The sequence below is a fragment of the Roseburia sp. 831b genome (genome assembly GCF_001940165.2).
Classification (GTDB): domain Bacteria; phylum Bacillota; class Clostridia; order Lachnospirales; family Lachnospiraceae; genus Roseburia.
The window spans coordinates 2,771,854-2,790,369 of record NZ_CP135162.1 but is presented as its reverse complement, the minus strand read 5'-3'; the positions used below and the strand labels follow the sequence as shown (position 1 = coordinate 2,790,369).

Sequence of the window (18,516 nt, the reverse complement as noted above, 5' to 3'; positions counted from 1 at the left end):
CTCTGAAACCCGCTAAACATAAGGGCTTGTCCAAAAATTTTCGTCTCATAACTGTGTGAAAATCCTGCGGAAACAACTTGGATTCTTTGTGAATAAAAATGTTATGTCAACCACAAGAACCGGTGCCTAAAAAGACATCTCAACATGCTATGAGGATAAAATCACCGTTTTTGAACTGCCTTTAAACAGGCTTTAAACAGTTTATAAACATATTTATGTGAATAATTAAAAAACGTCAAAAACTCCTTAAAATGCTCTCTATGAGCCTGATATGGGCGCAAAAGGGCATAATTAGTTAGGGTTAATCTTTTTCTTAATTGTTTCAATCAGATTTCTGGTTGTTTCGTTCGATTCGTATTCATCGGAAATCTTCTTAATACCATGAATAATGGTAGAGTGATCTCGTCCACCTAAAAGTGCACCGATAGAATCGAGCGGAATATCGGTCATATTTTTACAAAGGTACATTGCAATCTGTCTAGGTCTTGCAATCTCATTACTTCTATTTTTGGAAATCATCTGATCAAGTGAAATCTGGAAATGTTCCGAAACCACTTCAATAATCAGCTGAGGTGTTATCTCTCTTGGCTTGTCCGGAATGATAATATTCTGGAGCTCCTTCATCGCAATATCCATGGTAATCTCTGTTTTGACAAGGTTCGAGTAAGCAAGGAGTTTGTTCAAAGCTCCCTCAAGTTCACGGATATTGGATTTGATGTTGGTTGCGATGTAATTTAGGATATCATCGCTTAAATTCATATTGTCTGCTTCAACATTTCTACGCAAAATAGCCATTCGGGTCTCATAATCAGGAGTTCCGATGTCAGCCATCAGACCCCATTCGAAACGGGAACGGATTCGGTCTTCCAAAGTCTCCATATCTTTTGGAGGTTTATCGGAAGTTAAGATAATCTGCTTTCCGGCAGAATGCAGTGCATTGAAAGTGTGGAAGAATTCTTCCTGTGTACTTTCTTTTCCTATAATAAACTGAACGTCATCGACCATAAGAACATCGATGGTTCGATATTTATCTCTTAGTTTGGTCATCGCGGATGCATTACCATTACGGATAGAATCAATTACTTCATTTGTAAATTCTTCCGATGTAACATAAAGAACTTTTGCGTTCGGATTGCGCTCTAAGATGAAGTGTCCGATGGAGTGCATCAAGTGGGTTTTACCAAGTCCAGGTCCTCCATAAATATAAAGAGGGTTGTAAGCTTCACCCGGAGATTCCGCAACTGCAAGGGAAGCGGACTGTGCAAAACGGTTATTGTTACCAACGACAAAAGTTTCGAATGTATAGTTTGGATTCAGGTTTGATTTTTCTGCATTCAAAGAAACCGCAGCTTTACTTGCAGTTGTTTCTTTTTTAAGGGAAGCATTATTTGATGGAATTGAGCTTGTCTGCTCCGGCAGAATAAATTCCAATTCATAATCAATTCCTGTTAATTCAGTAATGACAACTTTAAGAGGAAGGTAATATTTCTTAGAAATATATCCAAGTGCAACCTGTTGATCCTCTGAAACTAATATATAGACTTTATTATTCTGAACGCTATATATTTTGAGCGGCTTTAGCCATGTATCGAAAGAAACATCACTCAACTCGTGTTCTGTCTTCACGGTTTGTAATATTTCATCCCATTTTTCGATAATCTTATCCATTCTCATACTCCGATTTCTAACTTTTGATGTCTATCTAACACAAATAAAGGGTAAGTAATTTTTTCGAAACTAACCCCTTGGTATTGGTAGAATGCCTGATTTTTCAGTATCTGGCACTGATACTATACAATTAAAAATATATACTGTGGGCATCGTATAAAATCCCACACTCCTTATCCTACACTATTTTGCTCGAATAAGCAATGAAAACTTTGTGGGTATCTTTCAACTAGCCTTGTGGAAAAAGAATTTCTGTATGGGCAAAATATGAGCTTGAAAAATAGTTTTAAACAGTTTATGTTAAGATAAGAAAAAGAGTTATAGACCAGTAAAATCAATAAGTTAACCACATTTTGAACAAGTTATAAAGGGATTATCCCACTTTTATCCACAAGTTATCCACAAATTGAGGATAACTTATGTAAACGTTGATATTACTGGGTTTGTAGCTTGTGGAAAAGTGACAAAAATTTTTTTCAGTTGAAAAATTACACACTAGATATGGTAAGTTAGATTTACTTCATTATATATATAGTGGTAGTAGATGGAAGATGTTAGAAAATAAGAAAAAAGTACAGGTTTTGCTTGACTTGGCGCGTTTTTTTTGATATAAATGAGAATGATGTTTTTTAACTTTATTAGGAGGTGAAATTATGCATAAGGGAAAAATGACATTTCAACCAAAGAACAGACAGAGATCTAAAGTTCACGGTTTTAGAAGTAGAATGAGTACAGCAGGCGGAAGAAAAGTATTGGCTGCAAGAAGATTAAAAGGTAGAAAGAAATTATCAGCTTAGGCCACATATTTGTGGTCTTTTCTTCTTTATTGAAAGAGATGATATGTTAAAATATTCGGAATCATTAAAGAAAAACAGAGATTTCCAGAATGTGTACCGGAATGGGAAGAGTTATGCGAATCGTTACCTCGTGATGTACATATTGGAAAATGAATCGAAAAAAAACAGAATAGGTATTTCAGTTAGCAAAAAAGTTGGAAATAGTGTTATAAGACATCATGTAACCCGATTGATCCGGGAGAGTTACCGACTACACGAAGACATGTTTAATAGTGGTTTAGATATCGTAGTCATCGCAAGAAGTACAGCGAAAGATTGCACCTATCACGAAATTGAGAGTGCGCTGTTACATCTTGGAGGTCTTCATCATGTAACAAAGAATAGATAGAAAAAGAAGATGGAATCATTTTGAAAAAAATTCTAATTGGTTTGATTAAATTTTATAGAAAGTATATTTCTCCTATGAAGACAACAAAGTGTCCTTATTATCCGACCTGTTCAACTTATGGTTTACAGGCAGTGGAGAAATACGGGGCTGTAAAAGGTGGTGCACTGGCACTGTGGAGAATCTTAAGATGTAATCCTTTTTCAAAAGGCGGATATGATCCCGTTCCATAATGGAGGTATTTTAGTTGACAGACATTTTATTAACGGCATATGACGGAGCAATACTTGGACCGATTGCAAAAGTACTTGGATGGATTATGAATGGCATCTACACTGCGATGGGGGCAATTGGCATTCATAATGTAGGTCTTTCTATTATTTTATTTACAATTGTAGTTTATATTTTGCTGTTTCCTTTAACCTATAAACAGCAGAAGTTTTCGAAATTATCTCAGAAGATGAATCCTGAATTGCAGGCAGTACAGAAGAAGTACAAAGGAAAACAGGATCAGGCTTCTATGCAGGCAATGCAGGAAGAAACACAGTTGATTTACCAGAAGTATGGAGTATCTCCAATGGGAAGCTGTGTGCAGATGTTAATTCAGATGCCATTGTTGCTTGCTTTGTATCGTGTATTTATGAACGTTCCTGCTTATGTAAGTAGTGTAAAAGCAGATTATTTAGATTTGGTAAATGGTATTATGGCAACAGATGGTTATCAGAATACCATGACAAGCTTTGTTGAGAAGATGAATCTTCTTGCAACTACAAGAGCTGATTTTACCGGAAGTGATAAAACAGTTCTTTCTAATTATATTGTTGATGTACTTTATAAGATGAATTCTTCAGGATGGGACAACTTAAAGGATGTATTCCCGAACCTTTCTGATTTAATTACATCAACACACAGTGTTGTTGAAGGTGTAAATAAGTTTATTGTATTAAATATTTCCGATACACCAATGTATGTCATCAAAGACAGCTTTGCAAATCATCAGTGGATAATGATTATTGCAGCATTGTTGGTACCTGTTATTTCTTATTTATCTCAGGTGTTAAACATTAAGATGATGCCACAGGCTTCTACTGGAGACAATGATCAGATGGCAGCCCAGATGAAGATGATGAACAACATCATGCCATTGTTCTCATTGGTAATGTGTTTCACAGTTCCAGTTGGTCTTGGTATTTACTGGATTGCCGGTGCAGTGATTCGATGCATCCAGCAGTTTTTCTTAAACAAACATTTTGATAAACTTGACCTCGACGAAATCATTAAGAAAAACCAGGAAAAAGCAAAGAAAAAACGTGAAAAGATGGGAATTGCTGAGAACCAGATTCGTGAAGCAGCCCGTGTAAATACAAAGAAGATTGAAAATACTGCAAAGCAGAGTACCGTTACTTCTGCACAGAAAGAATTAGAGCTTGAGAAGGCAAAAGCTACAAAAGCGAATGCAAAAGCCGGAAGTATGGCTGCAAAAGCAAATATGGTAAAAGACTTCAACGAAAGAAATAATAAAAACAAATAACAGGGGTTTTAACGGGAAAACACAATATTTGTGTGAAAGGGTATGGTATTAATATGGAATTTATCGAAGTTACAGGTAAAACAGTGGACGATGCAATTACAGAGGCATTAGTAAAATTAGGCACCACAAGTGATCAGATTGAATATGAAGTAATTGAAAAAGGAAGCACTGGATTTCTTGGAATCGCAAGAAGAGATGCGATTATCAAAGTTCGTAAGAAATTTACCATTGAAGATAGCATCAAAGATTTCTTAAATCAGGTATTCGACGCAATGGGTATGGAAGTTGAGATTCTGGTTACCAAAGAGGATGATGAGAAAAACATCAATGTTGAATTAAAGGGAAAAGACATGGGTGTTTTGATTGGAAAAAGAGGACAGACCTTAGATTCCTTACAGTACCTCACAAATCTTGCGGTAAATAAACAGTCCGATAGTTATGTAAAAATCAAACTTGATACAGAAGATTATCGTAAGAGAAGAAGAGAGACTTTAGAGAACCTTGCAAGAAATATCGCATATAAGGTTAAGAGAACAAAGAGACCGGTTTCTTTAGAGCCAATGAATCCTTTTGAAAGAAGAGTCATTCATTCTGCATTACAGAATGATCGTTATGTTACAACACATAGCGAAGGTGAAGAACCATACAGACATGTAGTTGTTACCTTAAAAAGATAAGACTACGGACAGGAAACAATCGATGGGTATCCTTTTTAGGATGCCCATTTTTGTGAATGAGGAACTATAAAAATTTTTCAATAGAACGAGGATTGAAATGAAAAAAACAGATACGATTGCAGCAATTGCGACGGCGATGACAAGTGCCGGTATTGGAATCATCCGAATCAGCGGTGATGATGCTTTGACAATTACGGATCAGATTTTTAAAGCAAAAAGCAAAAAAAAAGTGACGGAAATGGAAACGCATACGCTCCATTATGGGTTTATCTGTGATGGGGATGAAGTGATAGATGAAGTGATGTTACTTATCATGAAGGGACCAAAGAGTTACACCAGGGAAGATACCGTTGAGATTGACTGTCATGGCGGTGTTTATGTCATGAAGAAAATTTTAGAGACTGTTTTAAAATATGGTGCAAGACCGGCGGAACCGGGAGAGTTTACAAAACGTGCTTTTTTAAATGGAAGAATCGATTTGGCGCAGGCGGAATCCGTCATTGATATTATCAATGCAAAAAACGAGTTTGCATTAAAAAGCTCCATGAAGCAGTTGTCTGGAAAAGTATCGGAAAAAATCAAAGAGATTCGTGCAGAGCTTTTGCATGAAATCGCTTATATTGAATCTGCGTTAGATGATCCGGAACACATCAGTCTGGATGGTTATGCCGAGCAATTAGAAGAAATCGTAGAAAAAAATAAGGCAGCAATCGAAAAGCTGTTGGCGACCAGTGATAACGGAAGAATGTTAAAAGAAGGAATTTCGACCGTAATTGTTGGAAAACCAAACGCTGGAAAGTCTTCTCTTTTGAATACGTTAGTAGGAGAGGAACGCGCGATTGTAACGGACATTGCCGGAACCACACGTGATGTCTTAGAAGAGCAGATTAATCTAAATGGTATTATCTTAAATATCATTGATACAGCGGGAATCCGTGATACGGATGATGTCGTAGAAAAAATTGGGGTCGACAAAGCAAAAAAATACCTGGAAGACGCAGATTTAATTATATATGTAGTTGATTCCTCGACAAAACTGGATGAGAACGATTTTGAGATTATGGAACTATTGAAAGAACGAAATGCAATCATTCTTTTAAATAAATCAGACTTAAATCCGGTTACAACAGCGGAAGAGATTATGTCTCACATTGCGATAAAGCCAATTCCAATTTCAGCAAAAGAGCAGACCGGTTTAGAACTTTTGGAAGAGGAAATCAAGAGACTGTTTTTTTCCGGTCAGGTTACATTTAACGATGAAGTGTATATCACAAATATTCGTCACAAAACATCTTTACAGGAAGCTAGGAATAGTTTAAATTTAGTAGTGCGCAGTATTGAGGACGGGATGCCGGAAGATTTTTATTCGATTGACCTAATGAATGCGTATGAAGAGTTGGGAAATATCATTGGAGAATCGATTGAAGACGACCTTGCGCAGGAGATTTTCAGTAAATTCTGCATGGGAAAATAAAGATTTTCCAAGTCAAAAATAGTGTATCTGAAAGAAATATTAGAAAGTGAAATAAGAAACAGAATTCAGGAGGAAGAAAAATGGTTCGTCATATTTGTATGTTTCAGTTAAAAGAAGAAGAAAAAGAGAAAAACTTAAAAGAAGCATTAGAAAGAGCACAGTCTTTAAAAGAGATTCCATATATTAAGAAATTCGAAGTTGTAACCAATAGCAGCAAGGCACCTCAGAATAATTATGACCTTTCTCTTATTTTTGATTTTGAATCCATTGATGATTTAAATGAATATCAGAAACATCCAAATCACCTTGCATTTGGAAAATTTATTACATCAGTAAGAGAGAACAGAGCTTGTATTGATTACGAGTTTTAAGGAATAGAGAGTAAGAAGGAAGAACATAGAAATGTCTACGGAAAATAGAAATACGTTAGAAGAAAATTATGATGTTGTAGTTGTAGGTGCAGGTCACGCTGGATGTGAAGCTGCATTAGCCTGCGCGAGACTTGGATTGGAAACCGTTATTTTTACGGTCAGTGTCGATAGTATTGCCATGATGCCTTGTAATCCAAATATTGGTGGAAGTTCGAAAGGCCATCTGGTAAGGGAAATTGACGCGCTTGGCGGACAGATGGGAATTAACATTGATAAGACTTTTATTCAGTCTAAGATGTTGAATAAATCCAAAGGTCCAGCGGTTCATTCTCTTCGCGCCCAGGCGGACAAGCAGAATTACAGCATGGAGATGAGAAAGACACTTCAGAACACCGATCACCTTACAATTCGTCAGGCAGAGGTTTCCGAAATTATTACAGATGAGACAAATTCTAAGATTACAGGTGTGAAAACTTTTTCAGGGGCAACTTATCACTGTAAGGCAGTCGTACTCTGTACCGGAACTTATCTGAATGCAAGATGTCTGACGGGAGAGATGATTACTTACACAGGTCCAAACGGTTTGCAGGCAGCAACCCACCTGACAGACTCCTTAAAGGCTCATGGTGTAGAGATGTTCCGCTTCAAGACCGGTACCCCGGCAAGAGTTGACAAGCGTTCTCTTGATTTTTCGAAGATGCAGGAGCAGTTTGGGGATGAAAAAGTGGTTCCATTTTCTTTTACGACAGATCCGAAGGACGTTCAGATTGACCAGATTTCCTGTTGGCTGACTTACACCAACGAGACGACACATGAGATTATTCGAAACAACCTGGATCGTTCTCCAATTTATGCTGGAATTATTGAGGGAACAGGTCCACGTTATTGTCCTTCCATCGAGGATAAAGTTGTAAAATTTGCAGATAAAGACCGTCATCAGATTTTCATTGAGCCGGAAGGATTAAATACCAATGAGATGTATGTCGGTGGTATGTCGTCTTCTTTGCCGGAGGATGTACAGCAGAAAATGTACCGAACCCTTCCAGGTTTAGAGCATGTCAAGATTGTTCGAAATGCATATGCGATTGAATATGACTGTATCAATCCAAACCAGTTGTATCCAACGTTAGAGTTTAAGAAAATAAAAGGACTTTTCTCTGGCGGACAGTTTAACGGAAGCAGCGGATACGAGGAGGCAGCCTGTCAGGGACTTATTGCCGGAATCAATGCAGCACTTACCACACTAGGAAGAGAGCCAATTGTGTTAGACCGTTCTGAGGCATACATCGGAGTCTTAATTGATGATCTTGTGACAAAAGAAAATCATGAACCATATCGTATGATGACCTCAAGAGCAGAATATCGTTTACTGCTCAGACAGGATAACGCAGACCTTCGTCTTTCCAAGAAAGGTTACGAGATTGGCCTGATTTCCAAAGAGCGTTATGACTGGGTATGTAAAAAAGAAGAGTTAATCAAAGAAGAGATTGAACGTGTTTCCCATGTGACACTTGGTGCAAACAAAGAGGTTCAGGCTGTGTTGGAAAGTTTAAACAGTATTCCACTAAATACCGGAACAACACTGGCAGAATTGATTCGCAGACCGGAATTAAATTATGAAGTTTTAGCGCCACTTGACAAAGAAAGACCACAGCTTCCAGATGATGTCATCGAACAGGTCAACATCAACTTAAAGTATGAAGGATATATCACAAGACAGATTAAGCAGGTAGAGCACTTTAAGAAGTTAGAGAAAAAGTTGATTCCTGTAGATTTAGATTATGATGAAGTTAACAGCTTAAGAATTGAGGCAAAACAGAAGTTAAAGCTTTATAAGCCACTTAACATTGGTCAGGCATCACGAATCTCAGGTGTCTCTCCGGCAGATATTTCAGTCTTGCTGGTTCATTTGGAGCAGATGAAATATCACGGAGAAAAAAGCAAAGAATAGGAGTTATGCATGGCATATCAATTAGATAAATTTGAAAAAGGGTTAAAGGACCTTCAGATTGAGCTATCAGATGAGCAGGTACAACAGTTTTTAACCTATTATGAAAAGTTAGTTGAGACAAACAAGGTGATGAATCTAACCGCAATCACAGAGTTTGAGGAAGTGGTGGAAAAACATTTTCTGGATAGCTTATCGCTGGTAAAAGTGTGTGATTTGTCGAAAGAGATTCGCATTCTTGATCTTGGAAGCGGCGCAGGTTTTCCGGGAATCCCGTTAAAAATTGCTTTTCCGGAACTTGAGATTGTATTAGCAGATTCCTTGAATAAACGAATCAATTTTTTACAGGATGTTATTGAGGAGTTGGATTTAAAGAAAATCACAGCGGTGCATGCGAGAGCAGAAGAGTTAGCAAGAAACAAAGAGTATCGGGAAGGATTTGACCTTTGTGTTTCGCGCGCAGTTGCAAATCTTTCCACGTTAAGTGAATATTGTATGCCATTTGTAAAAATTGGTGGAAATTTCATTTCCTATAAGTCAGGTGAAATTGACGAAGAAGTGTTAAATGCAAAACATGCGATTTTTCTTTTGGGTGGAAAGACGAAGGAAGTGTTTAAGTTTGACTTATATGAGCAGAAGCGTTCTTTTGTCATCATTGAGAAAACCAAAGGAACACCAAAGGCATATCCAAGAAAAGCAGGAACGCCAAGCAAGCAGCCGCTTGGATAATAAAAAAGGAATTGTAACGCACAACAGAATGCGGTTACAATTCCTTTTTGTTTTACAGGATTTTCCTTTTATGAAAAATCACTTACAAGTCAACATAAGCAGATGTTACCAAGTACCTATGAGAGATTATTCATTCAAAAAGCCATCTAAAATGGTTAAAATGCGGTCTGGAGTTTCTAATTGAGGCAGCATTTTGCAATTGGATAATGTCACAGTCTCAAATGAAGAATTGTAGTGAACATAGGATTCTAAGATAGAAGCAGAGTCTTTACAATTTCTTCCGCCAATGAGCATAACCGGTACGTCAAGTTTTGAGAGAACATGCTTGATGGAAATCGTAGTATAATTTCCAAGGATGCTTGCCAGTAAATATTTTCCATGACTCTGATTTGCGTGTGCAGACTCAAAATATAAATCTTCTAATTTGGAGGAGATTAGCTGAGGTCTTGCAAAATAAGTGTTACGGAAATTTTCATCAATCGTACAATGAGACATCATCATATTGTATGCAAAAGTTCCAATAATCGGAAGCTCCAGCAGACGTTTTTGAATTCGTGTCATCCGTTCAGGAGTTCTGTCGCAGGCCTGCAAGGACTGTGGGTTGATGAAAATTAACTTTTCAAACTGTTCGGATTCCATATTAGCAGCCATAATGGTAAAAGGTACAGAAGAACCTGTTGCAACTACAGTTGTTTTTTCTTTTATTACATTTTTGATAAAGTCTAATAATAACTGCACATATAGATAATTTGTGTAAGTCAGATATGGTTTCTCAGAACGACCGCATCCTAACAAATCTATTGTGTATACAGTGTGCTTTTTCTCAAGTTTTTTGATGAGCTTGCACCATTCATAAGAGGAGCTTGCCGGGTTTAAATCATGAACCAGAAGAATTGGACTTCCGGAACCAGATTTGGAATAATAGATGTCACCATTTTTCCATTTATAAAAATCACCACTGTCTGTTGAAAGCAAATTTTTCATGCAGGCTCTCATATCGATAAATCGATTGGTAACATGGAGAGCACCAGCAGAGAGAGCGGTCAAAAAAAGAAAATGTTTGATATTCTTCTTCATAGTTGGCCTCCTATCTAAAAATATATTAGTTTCTAACTTTATTATAGACGTTTTTATGATTTTATACAAATTAATTTTATATTTGGAAATAAATCCCTTTTCAGAATTTGCGAAATGTTATACAATATACTCGTACTTTTATAAATTATAATGCAAACATATGTTCGTGGTGAAAGCATGGTAAAAGAATTTTTAGAAAATCTTCTAGTTGAATTTGAAACAGAGTATGAAGCTACTGTTTTGAAAAGAAAAGAGATTGAAATTCAACAGAAAGAGAATATTGAGTTTATCAGACTTTTGGATGAGAATACAGATGAATGTTATCAGTCGTTTACTCCAAGGGATGTGAATTCAAAGAATAAGAAAAAAATTGATGAATTAAAAGAAGAACAGAAACTCATTATAAAAGAGCTAGAGCAGATAAAGGAAAAAGAAAATTCAGAACGAGAAAGAATAGAGCAGATAAAGGAAGTAATTGCCTGTGTGATAAATAGGGGAAAGACTGGCAGTGAAAACAAGGATCAGTTAGATTCAGAGTTCCGATTGAAACTCCTTGAGACACAGGAAAATGAGAGGCAACGAATTTCAAGAGAGTTGCACGATTCTACAGTTCAGAATCTTACCAGTCTTGTTCACAAATCAGAACTTTGTTCAAAGTTGGTCGATACGGATCCGATTCGTTGTAGATTAGAACTTGTGAATTTAAATCGTTCTCTGCGAGAGATTATTAACTCTACCAGAGAGATGATTTATGATTTACGGCCGATGTCATTTGATGATATTGGGCTTGATGTTACAATTCAGGATTGGCTTCAGAAATTAGAACACAATTTTTCTGTAAATATTTCATTTACAATAGAAGGAAATATGTTTGCAGTATCACCTGTCGTAGAAATTACAATTCTACGAGTGATTCAGGAAGGATGTAACAATGCAATTCGTCATGGAAAAGCCGATTTGATTCACGTGAAACTTATTTATGATCTGGATACCATTACAATTCAGATTCAGGATAATGGATGTGGATTCGAATTAGAAGAATTGCCGAAAACATCAAGAGAGGATCATTCCGGTTTTGGATTATCTATGATGAAGGAAAGAGTGTATTTATTGTCGGGAACAATTGATATTGTTTCACACAGAGGGGAAGGAACAATAATTATCGCAAAGATACCTGTGAAGAATAAGGAGGAAAGAGTGTATGATTAATATTATGATCGTCGATGATCATTCTATGATTCGAGAAGGATTAAAACAATTACTAGAATTAGATGGTAACATGAGAGTAGTAGAAGAGGCAAGTGATGGTGTTGAGTGCCTTGAAAAAATTGGAACTGCAAAACCGGATGTTTTATTATTAGACATCAATATGCCAAGAATGAATGGACTTGAAGTTCTTGCAAAATTAAAAGAAAAGAAAATCAAGACGAAAGTTTTGGTATTAACCGTTCATAATGAGATTGATTATTTGTTAAAAGCAGTTGAGATTGGTATCAATGGATATTTACTAAAAGACTCTGAGTCATCCGAATTAAAGAAAGCAATTGTTTCTGTTGTCGATGGTGAAAATTATATTCAGCCAAGCTTGATTCCATCTTTAAATGCAAAGATGATTCAGCGTGACAATGATAAGAATAAGATTGAAGACCTGACAAGAAGAGAACTAGAAGTATTAAAACTTCTTGCCACAGGAAATTACAATAAAGAAATTGCAGAAGAGTTAGGTATCAGTGAGCGTACTGTGAAAAATCATGTTTCTAATATCTTTAAAAAGATTGAAGTAACAGACCGTACACAGGCAGCGGTATTTGCAATTCGAAATAACTTGATTATGATATAATGAGTGAAGCGAATTATATCATGCGCGAATGCGCATATATATCAGCCGAAGGCATCATGAACGAAGTTCATGATATAATGAGTGCAAGTGAGTCAACATGCTTGCATGATTGACGAACGACGAAATTATTGAGTGATGAAATCACGATATAAGAAATAATAGATTTCAATTAGAAGAGAAGATGTTTCACGTGAAACATTTTCTCTTTTTTCTATGATTGGGATTTGGCTGTCAAAAGGCAGCTTACAGTTTTTCTTGACAAATTGTACATTGACAAGTCAATTTTGTACAAAGTCACAAAAAGAGTCTTGCCTTTGTATGATTTTCCAGGAACGAATTTGTGAGCTACCTTTTGACACACGAATCATAATTGGAAAAGAAAATCATTCTTTTTTAATAAAAATCTGTAAAAAGTTAAAGGTATATTATGTCTATTATAACCAGGAGCAAATAATGCGTTTTAACATGATACAAGTATATATGTAATAATTGTTATTAGAAAATTTGAGAGGTATCTATTGGTACACTAATTCTTATATAGAAAGATTCTCTTTCTTATAATGTGAAAATACATGAAAGGATAACCAGTATGTAGAAGTAAGTGGCAGCAGTTGTAAATTAACATACATTAATGTTGGTGTATGATGTGTTATAGATAATTCTCTATTATCAAAAATAGTATATTAGAATGAAAACGAATACAGAGTAATAGATTATTGTATTAGATACAATGTAAACGCACCATAGTGCGTATATAGATTGTGCTATGAAAATTTGAGAAAATAGACCCAACAATTAATATTCATCAAAAAAGTTTAGTCTAAAAAGTTTAGTCTAAACTTTTTTGACACAAGGAGGGCTTCTATTATGAAATCTCAAACATCTATAGCATCACGCAATTGTCGTATACAAGAATGGGCTCAAATGATTCAAGATTGTAACAATCGGCCTGTTGGAATGTCTGTCAGCGAATGGTGTCAGGAACATTCTATTACCACCGCAAACTATTATTACCGAATGACTCAGGTTCGCAAAGCCTGTTTGGATTCGCTTCCAAGCGAGGTTGTTGAACAAGCGATTGTTCCTGTTCCTACCAATCTAATGACAAATGGTAATTATTCTTTTGCAGAAACAAATCAAGAGTGCGATGAATCATTTATTGAACTTTCAGCGCATGGTGTGACTCTTCGTGTTACAGAAAACACATCATCTTCACTTTTATCAAAAGTTCTTGGGGTGCTTGCCCATGTTGAATGATGCCACTTGTTTTAAACAGATTTATATCGTTTGCGGCTACACGGATCTCCGTTTTGGCTTGGATTCATTAGCTTCTATCATCGAATCCAAAACAGGAAGTAGCCCGTACGTTCCTGATACGCTTTACCTTTTCTGTGGTCGCAAGACTGACAGAATCAAAGGATTGGTGTGGGAAAAGGACGGATTCTTGCTCTTGTATAAGCGCCTAGAGAAAGGGAACTTCGTGTGGCCAAGAAATGAATCCGAAGTACGAGCACTTACCAGTCAGCAATTTCGTTGGCTCATGGAAGGTCTAACAATTTTTCCAAAGAAAACGGTTCAAGAGATCCGACCGCCAGAACATATGGCATAATGATTGTGCAAAAGGTAGAAATTTCAGGGGCATCATTCCTGGGTTCTAATATGGTAATTACAATCATCTGTAAGTCCAGTATTCTGCATTATTAGCGTGTTATTGCGCTTTTAGGTAATTGTAATTTATATCCATTGTTTTGAAAACTCTGCATTTACAAGGTCTACAAATCCCTTGTGGGAGCTTACAGGCATAGGCAATTTGCCGAATTTTGAAACGAACAACATTCGCAATTTAAGTCCATATCCGCTATAATAGACCTTAGAAAAGAGGTACATTATGGCGATGGAATATACAGAAGAACAATTGAATAATTTTGACAAGGCTACCCTTATTCAACTGTTTTTGGCACAACAATCACAACTCAAAGATATTGATCGGAAACTGCAACTGTTGTTGGAACAGGTCGCTGTATTGAACAATAACCGTTTTGGGAAGTCATCTGAGAAACTTGATGTAGATAACCAGATCAGCTTCTTAGAGGTTGATGGCAATATCGTTTATTTTAATGAAGCAGAAGCTGTTGCAGCCCTTGAATGCTCAGAGGAAGAAGAAACATCGAAACCTCATAGTAAAAAGAAAAAGGGGAAACGCGCTGCTGACATCAAAGGTCTTCCAATCGTTCCGGTTGAACACAAGATGACGGAAGACGAGTTAATCGACGAATTCGGAGAAGATGGCTGGTATCAGCTTGAAGATGAAGTATACCATCGCTATCGTTTTACCCCAATGAAGATTGAAATCGAAGAACATCACGTTGGCGTGTATAAATCTAAAAAGGACAATCATTTCAAAAAGGCAGATCATCCTGCTTATTTACTAAGAAACAGTCTTGTTTCACCATCTTTGCTAGCAGGCATTTGGAATGCCAAATATGTTAATGCAGCACCTCTTTATCGTCAGGAACAGGAATTCCAAAGAATGGGTCTTAACATCGATCGCGCGGATATGGCTCATTGGACCATTCTATGTGCAGAGAGATATCTCTCAATCTTTTATGATTATCTGCACGAGAAAATGTATGACTATCATGTCTTACAAGCAGATGAGACTCCGGTTCTTGTTTCAAAAGAAAACAGAACTACCGGAAATAAGCATTACATGTGGGTATACCGTACAGGAAAGATGTATCTGAATAAGCAGATCATCTTGTACGAGTACCAACCATCTCGTAATGCCAGTCATCCACGAGCTTTTCTTAAAGATTTTCAAGGAATTTGTCTGACGGATGGCTATCAGGTCTACCATACGATTGAAAAAGAACGCGAAGACCTGAAAATCGCTGGGTGCTGGGCACATGCAAGACGTCGCTTCGATGAGGCTGTTAAGGCTCTACCAAAGGCAAACCAGAAAATGTCTCTTGCATATCTGGCATTGAAGCAAATCCAAGCAATCTATCGCGAGGAGAACAAGCTTGGGGACATGAATCCGGATGAACGCCTGAAACATCGTCAGTTGACTGTAAAGCCACTGGTGGATGCTTATTTTGCATGGGCAAAACAGAATCTCATGTCTGTTCCGCCGAAGAGTAAGACAGCAAATGGATTTACTTACTCCTTGAATCAGGAAAAGTATTTGAGAACATTCCTTGAAGATGGAGAAGTGCCAATCGATAACAATTCGGCAGAACAGGCAATTCGGCCATTCTGTGTAGGCAAGAAAAACTGGGTTATGATTGATACCATCGCAGGGGCAGAAGCAAGTGCAATCATTTACAGCATTGCAGAAACTGCAAAGGCTAACGATCTAAAACCTTATAATTACTTTGAATATCTTCTGACAGAGATTCCAAAGCACATGGATGACCATGATGCAAGTTTTTGTGAAGATCTGCTTCCTTGGTCAGACAAGCTACCAAAGGAATGCAGAAAGCAACTTTAAAACCAACGCCGCTCTTTGGAGCGGCTAATCAAGTATTAGTACCGACTATGGTGCGTTTACGATACAATATAATGCGGTATAATATAAAATTGTATAATCTAATATGGAATAATATAAAGTAATATAGAATTATATAGAACTATGCAGTTCAATACAGTGCAATATAGAATAATACAGAACAGTACAGAACAATATAAAACAATACAAAACAATACAAAACAATACAAAACTATATAGAATTATATAAGACTATATAGGACTATATAGAACCATACAAAACTGTATAAAACTATACAGAACCATATAAAACTATATAGAACTATATAAGAATATATAAAACTATACGGTGTTACAAGATGTTATATATATTTTTACATATCTATCCTAGACTATTACATACAGTATCATATTTTCTTTAACACATCTATTTTGAGTTATTAGAGATAAAAGCCATAAAAAATGTTTCACGTGAAACATTTTTATGAAAATAAGCCATTAACTTATATAATCTACAATATTTAGTATATCCTAGAATGAGAGTGCACAACAGCTTGAAAATCCATAAAAAATTGTAGTTGTGAAACATTTTTCAAAAAAATCCAGTAAAATAGAGGATTCCACAAGATTTGGTATTATGAAAAATAATGAGGTACCATAGCTTGAAAATTGCAAAAAAATGTTTCACGTGAAACATTTTAAGTAGAAATGCACTATAAATAGTGATATAATGATATCTATGAGAGTATTTTCTTTATTTTATATGGAAAATAAAGTTTTAAAATATAGAAAAATGAAAAGAGAAAGGATTAGAAAATGGGCAGAATTATAGCAATTGCGAACCAAAAGGGTGGTGTCGGTAAGACAACAACTGCAATAAATCTATCGTCTTGTTTGGCAGAAACAGGAAAGAAAGTTCTTGCAATCGATTTAGATCCACAGGGAAATATGACAAGTGGGTTAGGGGTTGATAAAAGCGAATTAGAAAATACAGTGTATGAATTAATGCTTGATGAGTGTTCCATCAAAGAAAGCATGACAGAAACTGTAATGGAAAATTTGGAGTTGATACCATCTAATGTAAATCTTGCAGGTGCGGAAATTGAATTATTGGGAATCAATGAAAAGGAATATATCTTAAAAAATGCTGTGGATTATATTCGCGATGATTATGATTATATCATCATTGATTGTCCACCATCATTGAATATGTTAACCATCAATGCGATGACAACTGCTGATTCAATATTGGTTCCAATTCAGTGTGAGTATTATGCATTGGAAGGATTAAGCCAGTTGATACATACAATCGATTTGGTACAGGAAAGATTAAATCCAGATTTGTCCATCGATGGTGTTGTATTTACTATGTACGATGCAAGAACAAATTTATCTGTTCAGGTTGTAGATAATGTAAAGAACAACTTACAGACTACAATTTACAACACGATAATTCCAAGAAATATCAGACTTGCAGAAGCACCAAGTCATGGATTGCCAATTAATCTTTATGATTCAAAATCTGCAGGAACAGAAAGTTACCGTATGTTAGCAAAAGAAGTGATGGAGAGAAAGGAAGACTAAGATGGCAACTGCAAAAAAGAATGGATTGGGAAAAGGATTAGATTCCTTAATATCAGATAAAGTAAATAAACCATCCGCAAAAAAGGATGGAGTAAAAGACGAAAAAGTTGTTGATGGAATTTTGATGAATATCAATAAGGTTGAACCGAACAGAGAGCAGCCACGAAAAAATTTCGATGAAGATGCGTTGCTCGAATTAGCAGAATCTATCAAACAATTTGGTGTGTTACAACCATTGTTGGTGCAGGATAAAAAATCATATTATGAGATTATTGCAGGTGAGAGAAGATGGAGAGCAGCGAAAATTGCCGGCTTAAAGGATGTTCCTGTTATCATTAAAAACCTGACGAATCAGGAAATTGTAGAAATTTCTTTGATTGAAAATATCCAGCGTGAAGACTTAAATCCAATTGAAGAAGCAATTGCTTATAAACGTCTTTTGACAGAGTTTAATTTAAAACAGGATGAGGTTGCAGAACGTGTATCAAAAAGTAGAACAGCAGTGACAAACTCAATGCGTCTGTTAAAATTGGATGAGAGTGTTCAGCAGATGGTAATTGATGACTTGATTACGACAGGTCATGCAAGAGCACTTCTTGGAATTGATGATGCAGAAAAACAATATGCAGTAGCACAGAAAATTTTTGATGAAAAATTAAGTGTACGTGAAACTGAAAAATTAGTGAAAAAACTGCAAAAAGAAAAAGATTCCACACTAGAGAAAGAATCTAAATTAGATCCGACAGTAGAAGCAATTTACCATGATTTAGAAGAAAAAATGAAATCTGTTCTTGGTACAAAGGTTTCAATTCATCAAAAGGATGAGAAAAAGGGAAAAATTGAGATTGAATATTATTCTCCGGAAGAGTTAGACAGAATCATTGATATGATTCGTAGTATTCAATAATCGAAATAAAATAGGTCACATAGAAAACGTAATTGAAAAAT

Annotated in this window: 18 protein-coding genes; 16 read left to right on the top strand and 2 right to left on the bottom strand. The window is 36.1% G+C overall.

The genetic code is table 11. The features are described 5' to 3' along the window. Positions 1–291 precede the first annotated feature (291 nt). On the bottom strand, positions 292–1,668 hold the full coding sequence (dnaA, locus tag BIV16_RS12900; protein WP_075680506.1) for a chromosomal replication initiator protein DnaA: 1,377 nt from the start codon (positions 1,666–1,668) through the stop codon (positions 292–294). Between the two features lie 653 nt (positions 1,669–2,321). Here dnaA and rpmH point away from each other — a divergent pair. From rpmH to rsmG, 9 genes are all read left to right on the top strand, one after another. After that, on the top strand, positions 2,322–2,465 hold the full coding sequence (gene rpmH / locus BIV16_RS12895) for a 50S ribosomal protein L34 (RefSeq protein ID WP_075680505.1): 144 nt from the start codon (positions 2,322–2,324) through the stop codon (positions 2,463–2,465). Between the two features lie 43 nt (positions 2,466–2,508). Beyond that, a complete protein-coding gene (gene rnpA / locus BIV16_RS12890; protein WP_075680504.1) occupies positions 2,509–2,853 on the top strand; it encodes a ribonuclease P protein component in 345 nt (114 codons plus the stop codon). A 20-nt stretch (positions 2,854–2,873) separates the two neighbouring features. Beyond that, positions 2,874–3,083 (top strand): membrane protein insertion efficiency factor YidD, encoded by a 210-nt coding sequence (gene yidD / locus BIV16_RS12885; protein ID WP_075680503.1) that lies wholly within the window; start codon positions 2,874–2,876, stop codon positions 3,081–3,083. Positions 3,084–3,106: 23 nt separating this feature from the next. Then, positions 3,107–4,381 (top strand): YidC/Oxa1 family membrane protein insertase, encoded by a 1,275-nt coding sequence (locus BIV16_RS12880; protein ID WP_075680546.1) that lies wholly within the window; start codon positions 3,107–3,109, stop codon positions 4,379–4,381. Positions 4,382–4,434: 53 nt separating this feature from the next. Beyond that, the gene (gene jag / locus BIV16_RS12875) at positions 4,435–5,058 is read left to right on the top strand and encodes an RNA-binding cell elongation regulator Jag/EloR (RefSeq protein ID WP_075680502.1); all 624 of its coding nucleotides are present in this window, start codon (positions 4,435–4,437) and stop codon (positions 5,056–5,058) included. 97 nt (positions 5,059–5,155) lie between these two features. Beyond that, the gene (gene mnmE / locus BIV16_RS12870) at positions 5,156–6,532 is read left to right on the top strand and encodes a tRNA uridine-5-carboxymethylaminomethyl(34) synthesis GTPase MnmE (RefSeq protein ID WP_075680501.1); all 1,377 of its coding nucleotides are present in this window, start codon (positions 5,156–5,158) and stop codon (positions 6,530–6,532) included. Positions 6,533–6,612: 80 nt separating this feature from the next. Beyond that, positions 6,613–6,903 (top strand): Dabb family protein, encoded by a 291-nt coding sequence (locus tag BIV16_RS12865; protein WP_075680500.1) that lies wholly within the window; start codon positions 6,613–6,615, stop codon positions 6,901–6,903. A gap of 31 nt (positions 6,904–6,934) precedes the next feature. Beyond that, positions 6,935–8,854 (top strand): tRNA uridine-5-carboxymethylaminomethyl(34) synthesis enzyme MnmG, encoded by a 1,920-nt coding sequence (gene mnmG, locus BIV16_RS12860; RefSeq protein WP_075680499.1) that lies wholly within the window; start codon positions 6,935–6,937, stop codon positions 8,852–8,854. 9 nt (positions 8,855–8,863) lie between these two features. Beyond that, positions 8,864–9,580, top strand: coding sequence for a 16S rRNA (guanine(527)-N(7))-methyltransferase RsmG (gene rsmG, locus BIV16_RS12855; RefSeq protein ID WP_075680498.1), 717 nt, complete (start codon positions 8,864–8,866; stop codon positions 9,578–9,580). Positions 9,581–9,706: 126 nt separating this feature from the next. On the opposite strand, the gene BIV16_RS12850 is transcribed toward rsmG, so the two are convergent. Next, a complete protein-coding gene (locus BIV16_RS12850; protein WP_075680497.1) occupies positions 9,707–10,657 on the bottom strand; it encodes an alpha/beta fold hydrolase in 951 nt (316 codons plus the stop codon). A gap of 177 nt (positions 10,658–10,834) precedes the next feature. On the opposite strand from BIV16_RS12850, the gene BIV16_RS12845 reads away from it, so the two are divergent. From BIV16_RS12845 to BIV16_RS12815, 7 genes are all read left to right on the top strand, one after another. Then, entirely contained in the window at positions 10,835–11,866 is a 1,032-nt protein-coding gene (locus tag BIV16_RS12845) for a sensor histidine kinase (protein ID WP_075680496.1), read from the top strand. Then, positions 11,859–12,497, top strand: a complete 639-nt coding sequence (locus tag BIV16_RS12840; RefSeq protein WP_075680495.1) for a response regulator — start codon at positions 11,859–11,861, stop codon at positions 12,495–12,497. Before BIV16_RS12845 ends, BIV16_RS12840 begins: the two co-directional genes overlap by 8 nt. Before the next feature lie 867 nt (positions 12,498–13,364). After that, positions 13,365–13,754, top strand: coding sequence for a hypothetical protein (locus BIV16_RS12835; RefSeq protein WP_075680043.1), 390 nt, complete (start codon positions 13,365–13,367; stop codon positions 13,752–13,754). Then, positions 13,744–14,106 carry an IS66 family insertion sequence element accessory protein TnpB gene (gene tnpB, locus BIV16_RS12830; RefSeq protein WP_075680044.1) on the top strand — a complete coding sequence of 121 codons (363 nt, stop codon included), beginning with the start codon at positions 13,744–13,746 and terminating at the stop codon, positions 14,104–14,106. The genes BIV16_RS12835 and tnpB overlap by 11 nt, the downstream gene beginning before the upstream one ends. Positions 14,107–14,385: 279 nt before the next feature. Next, entirely contained in the window at positions 14,386–15,987 is a 1,602-nt protein-coding gene (tnpC, locus tag BIV16_RS12825; RefSeq protein ID WP_075680494.1) for an IS66 family transposase, read from the top strand. An 813-nt stretch (positions 15,988–16,800) separates the two neighbouring features. Then, on the top strand, positions 16,801–17,568 hold the full coding sequence (locus tag BIV16_RS12820; RefSeq protein WP_075680493.1) for a ParA family protein: 768 nt from the start codon (positions 16,801–16,803) through the stop codon (positions 17,566–17,568). Between the two features lies 1 nt (position 17,569). Then, positions 17,570–18,475 carry a ParB/RepB/Spo0J family partition protein gene (locus tag BIV16_RS12815; protein WP_075680492.1) on the top strand — a complete coding sequence of 302 codons (906 nt, stop codon included), beginning with the start codon at positions 17,570–17,572 and terminating at the stop codon, positions 18,473–18,475. Positions 18,476–18,516 lie beyond the last annotated feature (41 nt).

What these genes read in the sequence shown, in the direction of transcription:
- dnaA (WP_075680506.1), bottom strand. Translation starts at nt 1,668, where the DNA reads ATGGATAAGATTATCGAAAAATGGGATGAAATATTACAAACCGTGAAG.
- rpmH (WP_075680505.1), top strand. Translation starts at nt 2,322, where the DNA reads ATGCATAAGGGAAAAATGACATTTCAACCAAAGAACAGACAGAGATCT.
- rnpA (WP_075680504.1), top strand. Translation starts at nt 2,509, where the DNA reads ATGTTAAAATATTCGGAATCATTAAAGAAAAACAGAGATTTCCAGAAT.
- jag (WP_075680502.1), top strand. Translation starts at nt 4,435, where the DNA reads ATGGAATTTATCGAAGTTACAGGTAAAACAGTGGACGATGCAATTACA.
- mnmE (WP_075680501.1), top strand. Translation starts at nt 5,156, where the DNA reads ATGAAAAAAACAGATACGATTGCAGCAATTGCGACGGCGATGACAAGT.
- BIV16_RS12865 (WP_075680500.1), top strand. Translation starts at nt 6,613, where the DNA reads ATGGTTCGTCATATTTGTATGTTTCAGTTAAAAGAAGAAGAAAAAGAG.
- mnmG (WP_075680499.1), top strand. Translation starts at nt 6,935, where the DNA reads ATGTCTACGGAAAATAGAAATACGTTAGAAGAAAATTATGATGTTGTA.
- rsmG (WP_075680498.1), top strand. Translation starts at nt 8,864, where the DNA reads ATGGCATATCAATTAGATAAATTTGAAAAAGGGTTAAAGGACCTTCAG.
- BIV16_RS12850 (WP_075680497.1), bottom strand. Translation starts at nt 10,657, where the DNA reads ATGAAGAAGAATATCAAACATTTTCTTTTTTTGACCGCTCTCTCTGCT.
- BIV16_RS12845 (WP_075680496.1), top strand. Translation starts at nt 10,835, where the DNA reads ATGGTAAAAGAATTTTTAGAAAATCTTCTAGTTGAATTTGAAACAGAG.
- BIV16_RS12840 (WP_075680495.1), top strand. Translation starts at nt 11,859, where the DNA reads ATGATTAATATTATGATCGTCGATGATCATTCTATGATTCGAGAAGGA.
- BIV16_RS12835 (WP_075680043.1), top strand. Translation starts at nt 13,365, where the DNA reads ATGAAATCTCAAACATCTATAGCATCACGCAATTGTCGTATACAAGAA.
- tnpB (WP_075680044.1), top strand. Translation starts at nt 13,744, where the DNA reads ATGTTGAATGATGCCACTTGTTTTAAACAGATTTATATCGTTTGCGGC.
- tnpC (WP_075680494.1), top strand. Translation starts at nt 14,386, where the DNA reads ATGGCGATGGAATATACAGAAGAACAATTGAATAATTTTGACAAGGCT.
- BIV16_RS12820 (WP_075680493.1), top strand. Translation starts at nt 16,801, where the DNA reads ATGGGCAGAATTATAGCAATTGCGAACCAAAAGGGTGGTGTCGGTAAG.
- BIV16_RS12815 (WP_075680492.1), top strand. Translation starts at nt 17,570, where the DNA reads ATGGCAACTGCAAAAAAGAATGGATTGGGAAAAGGATTAGATTCCTTA.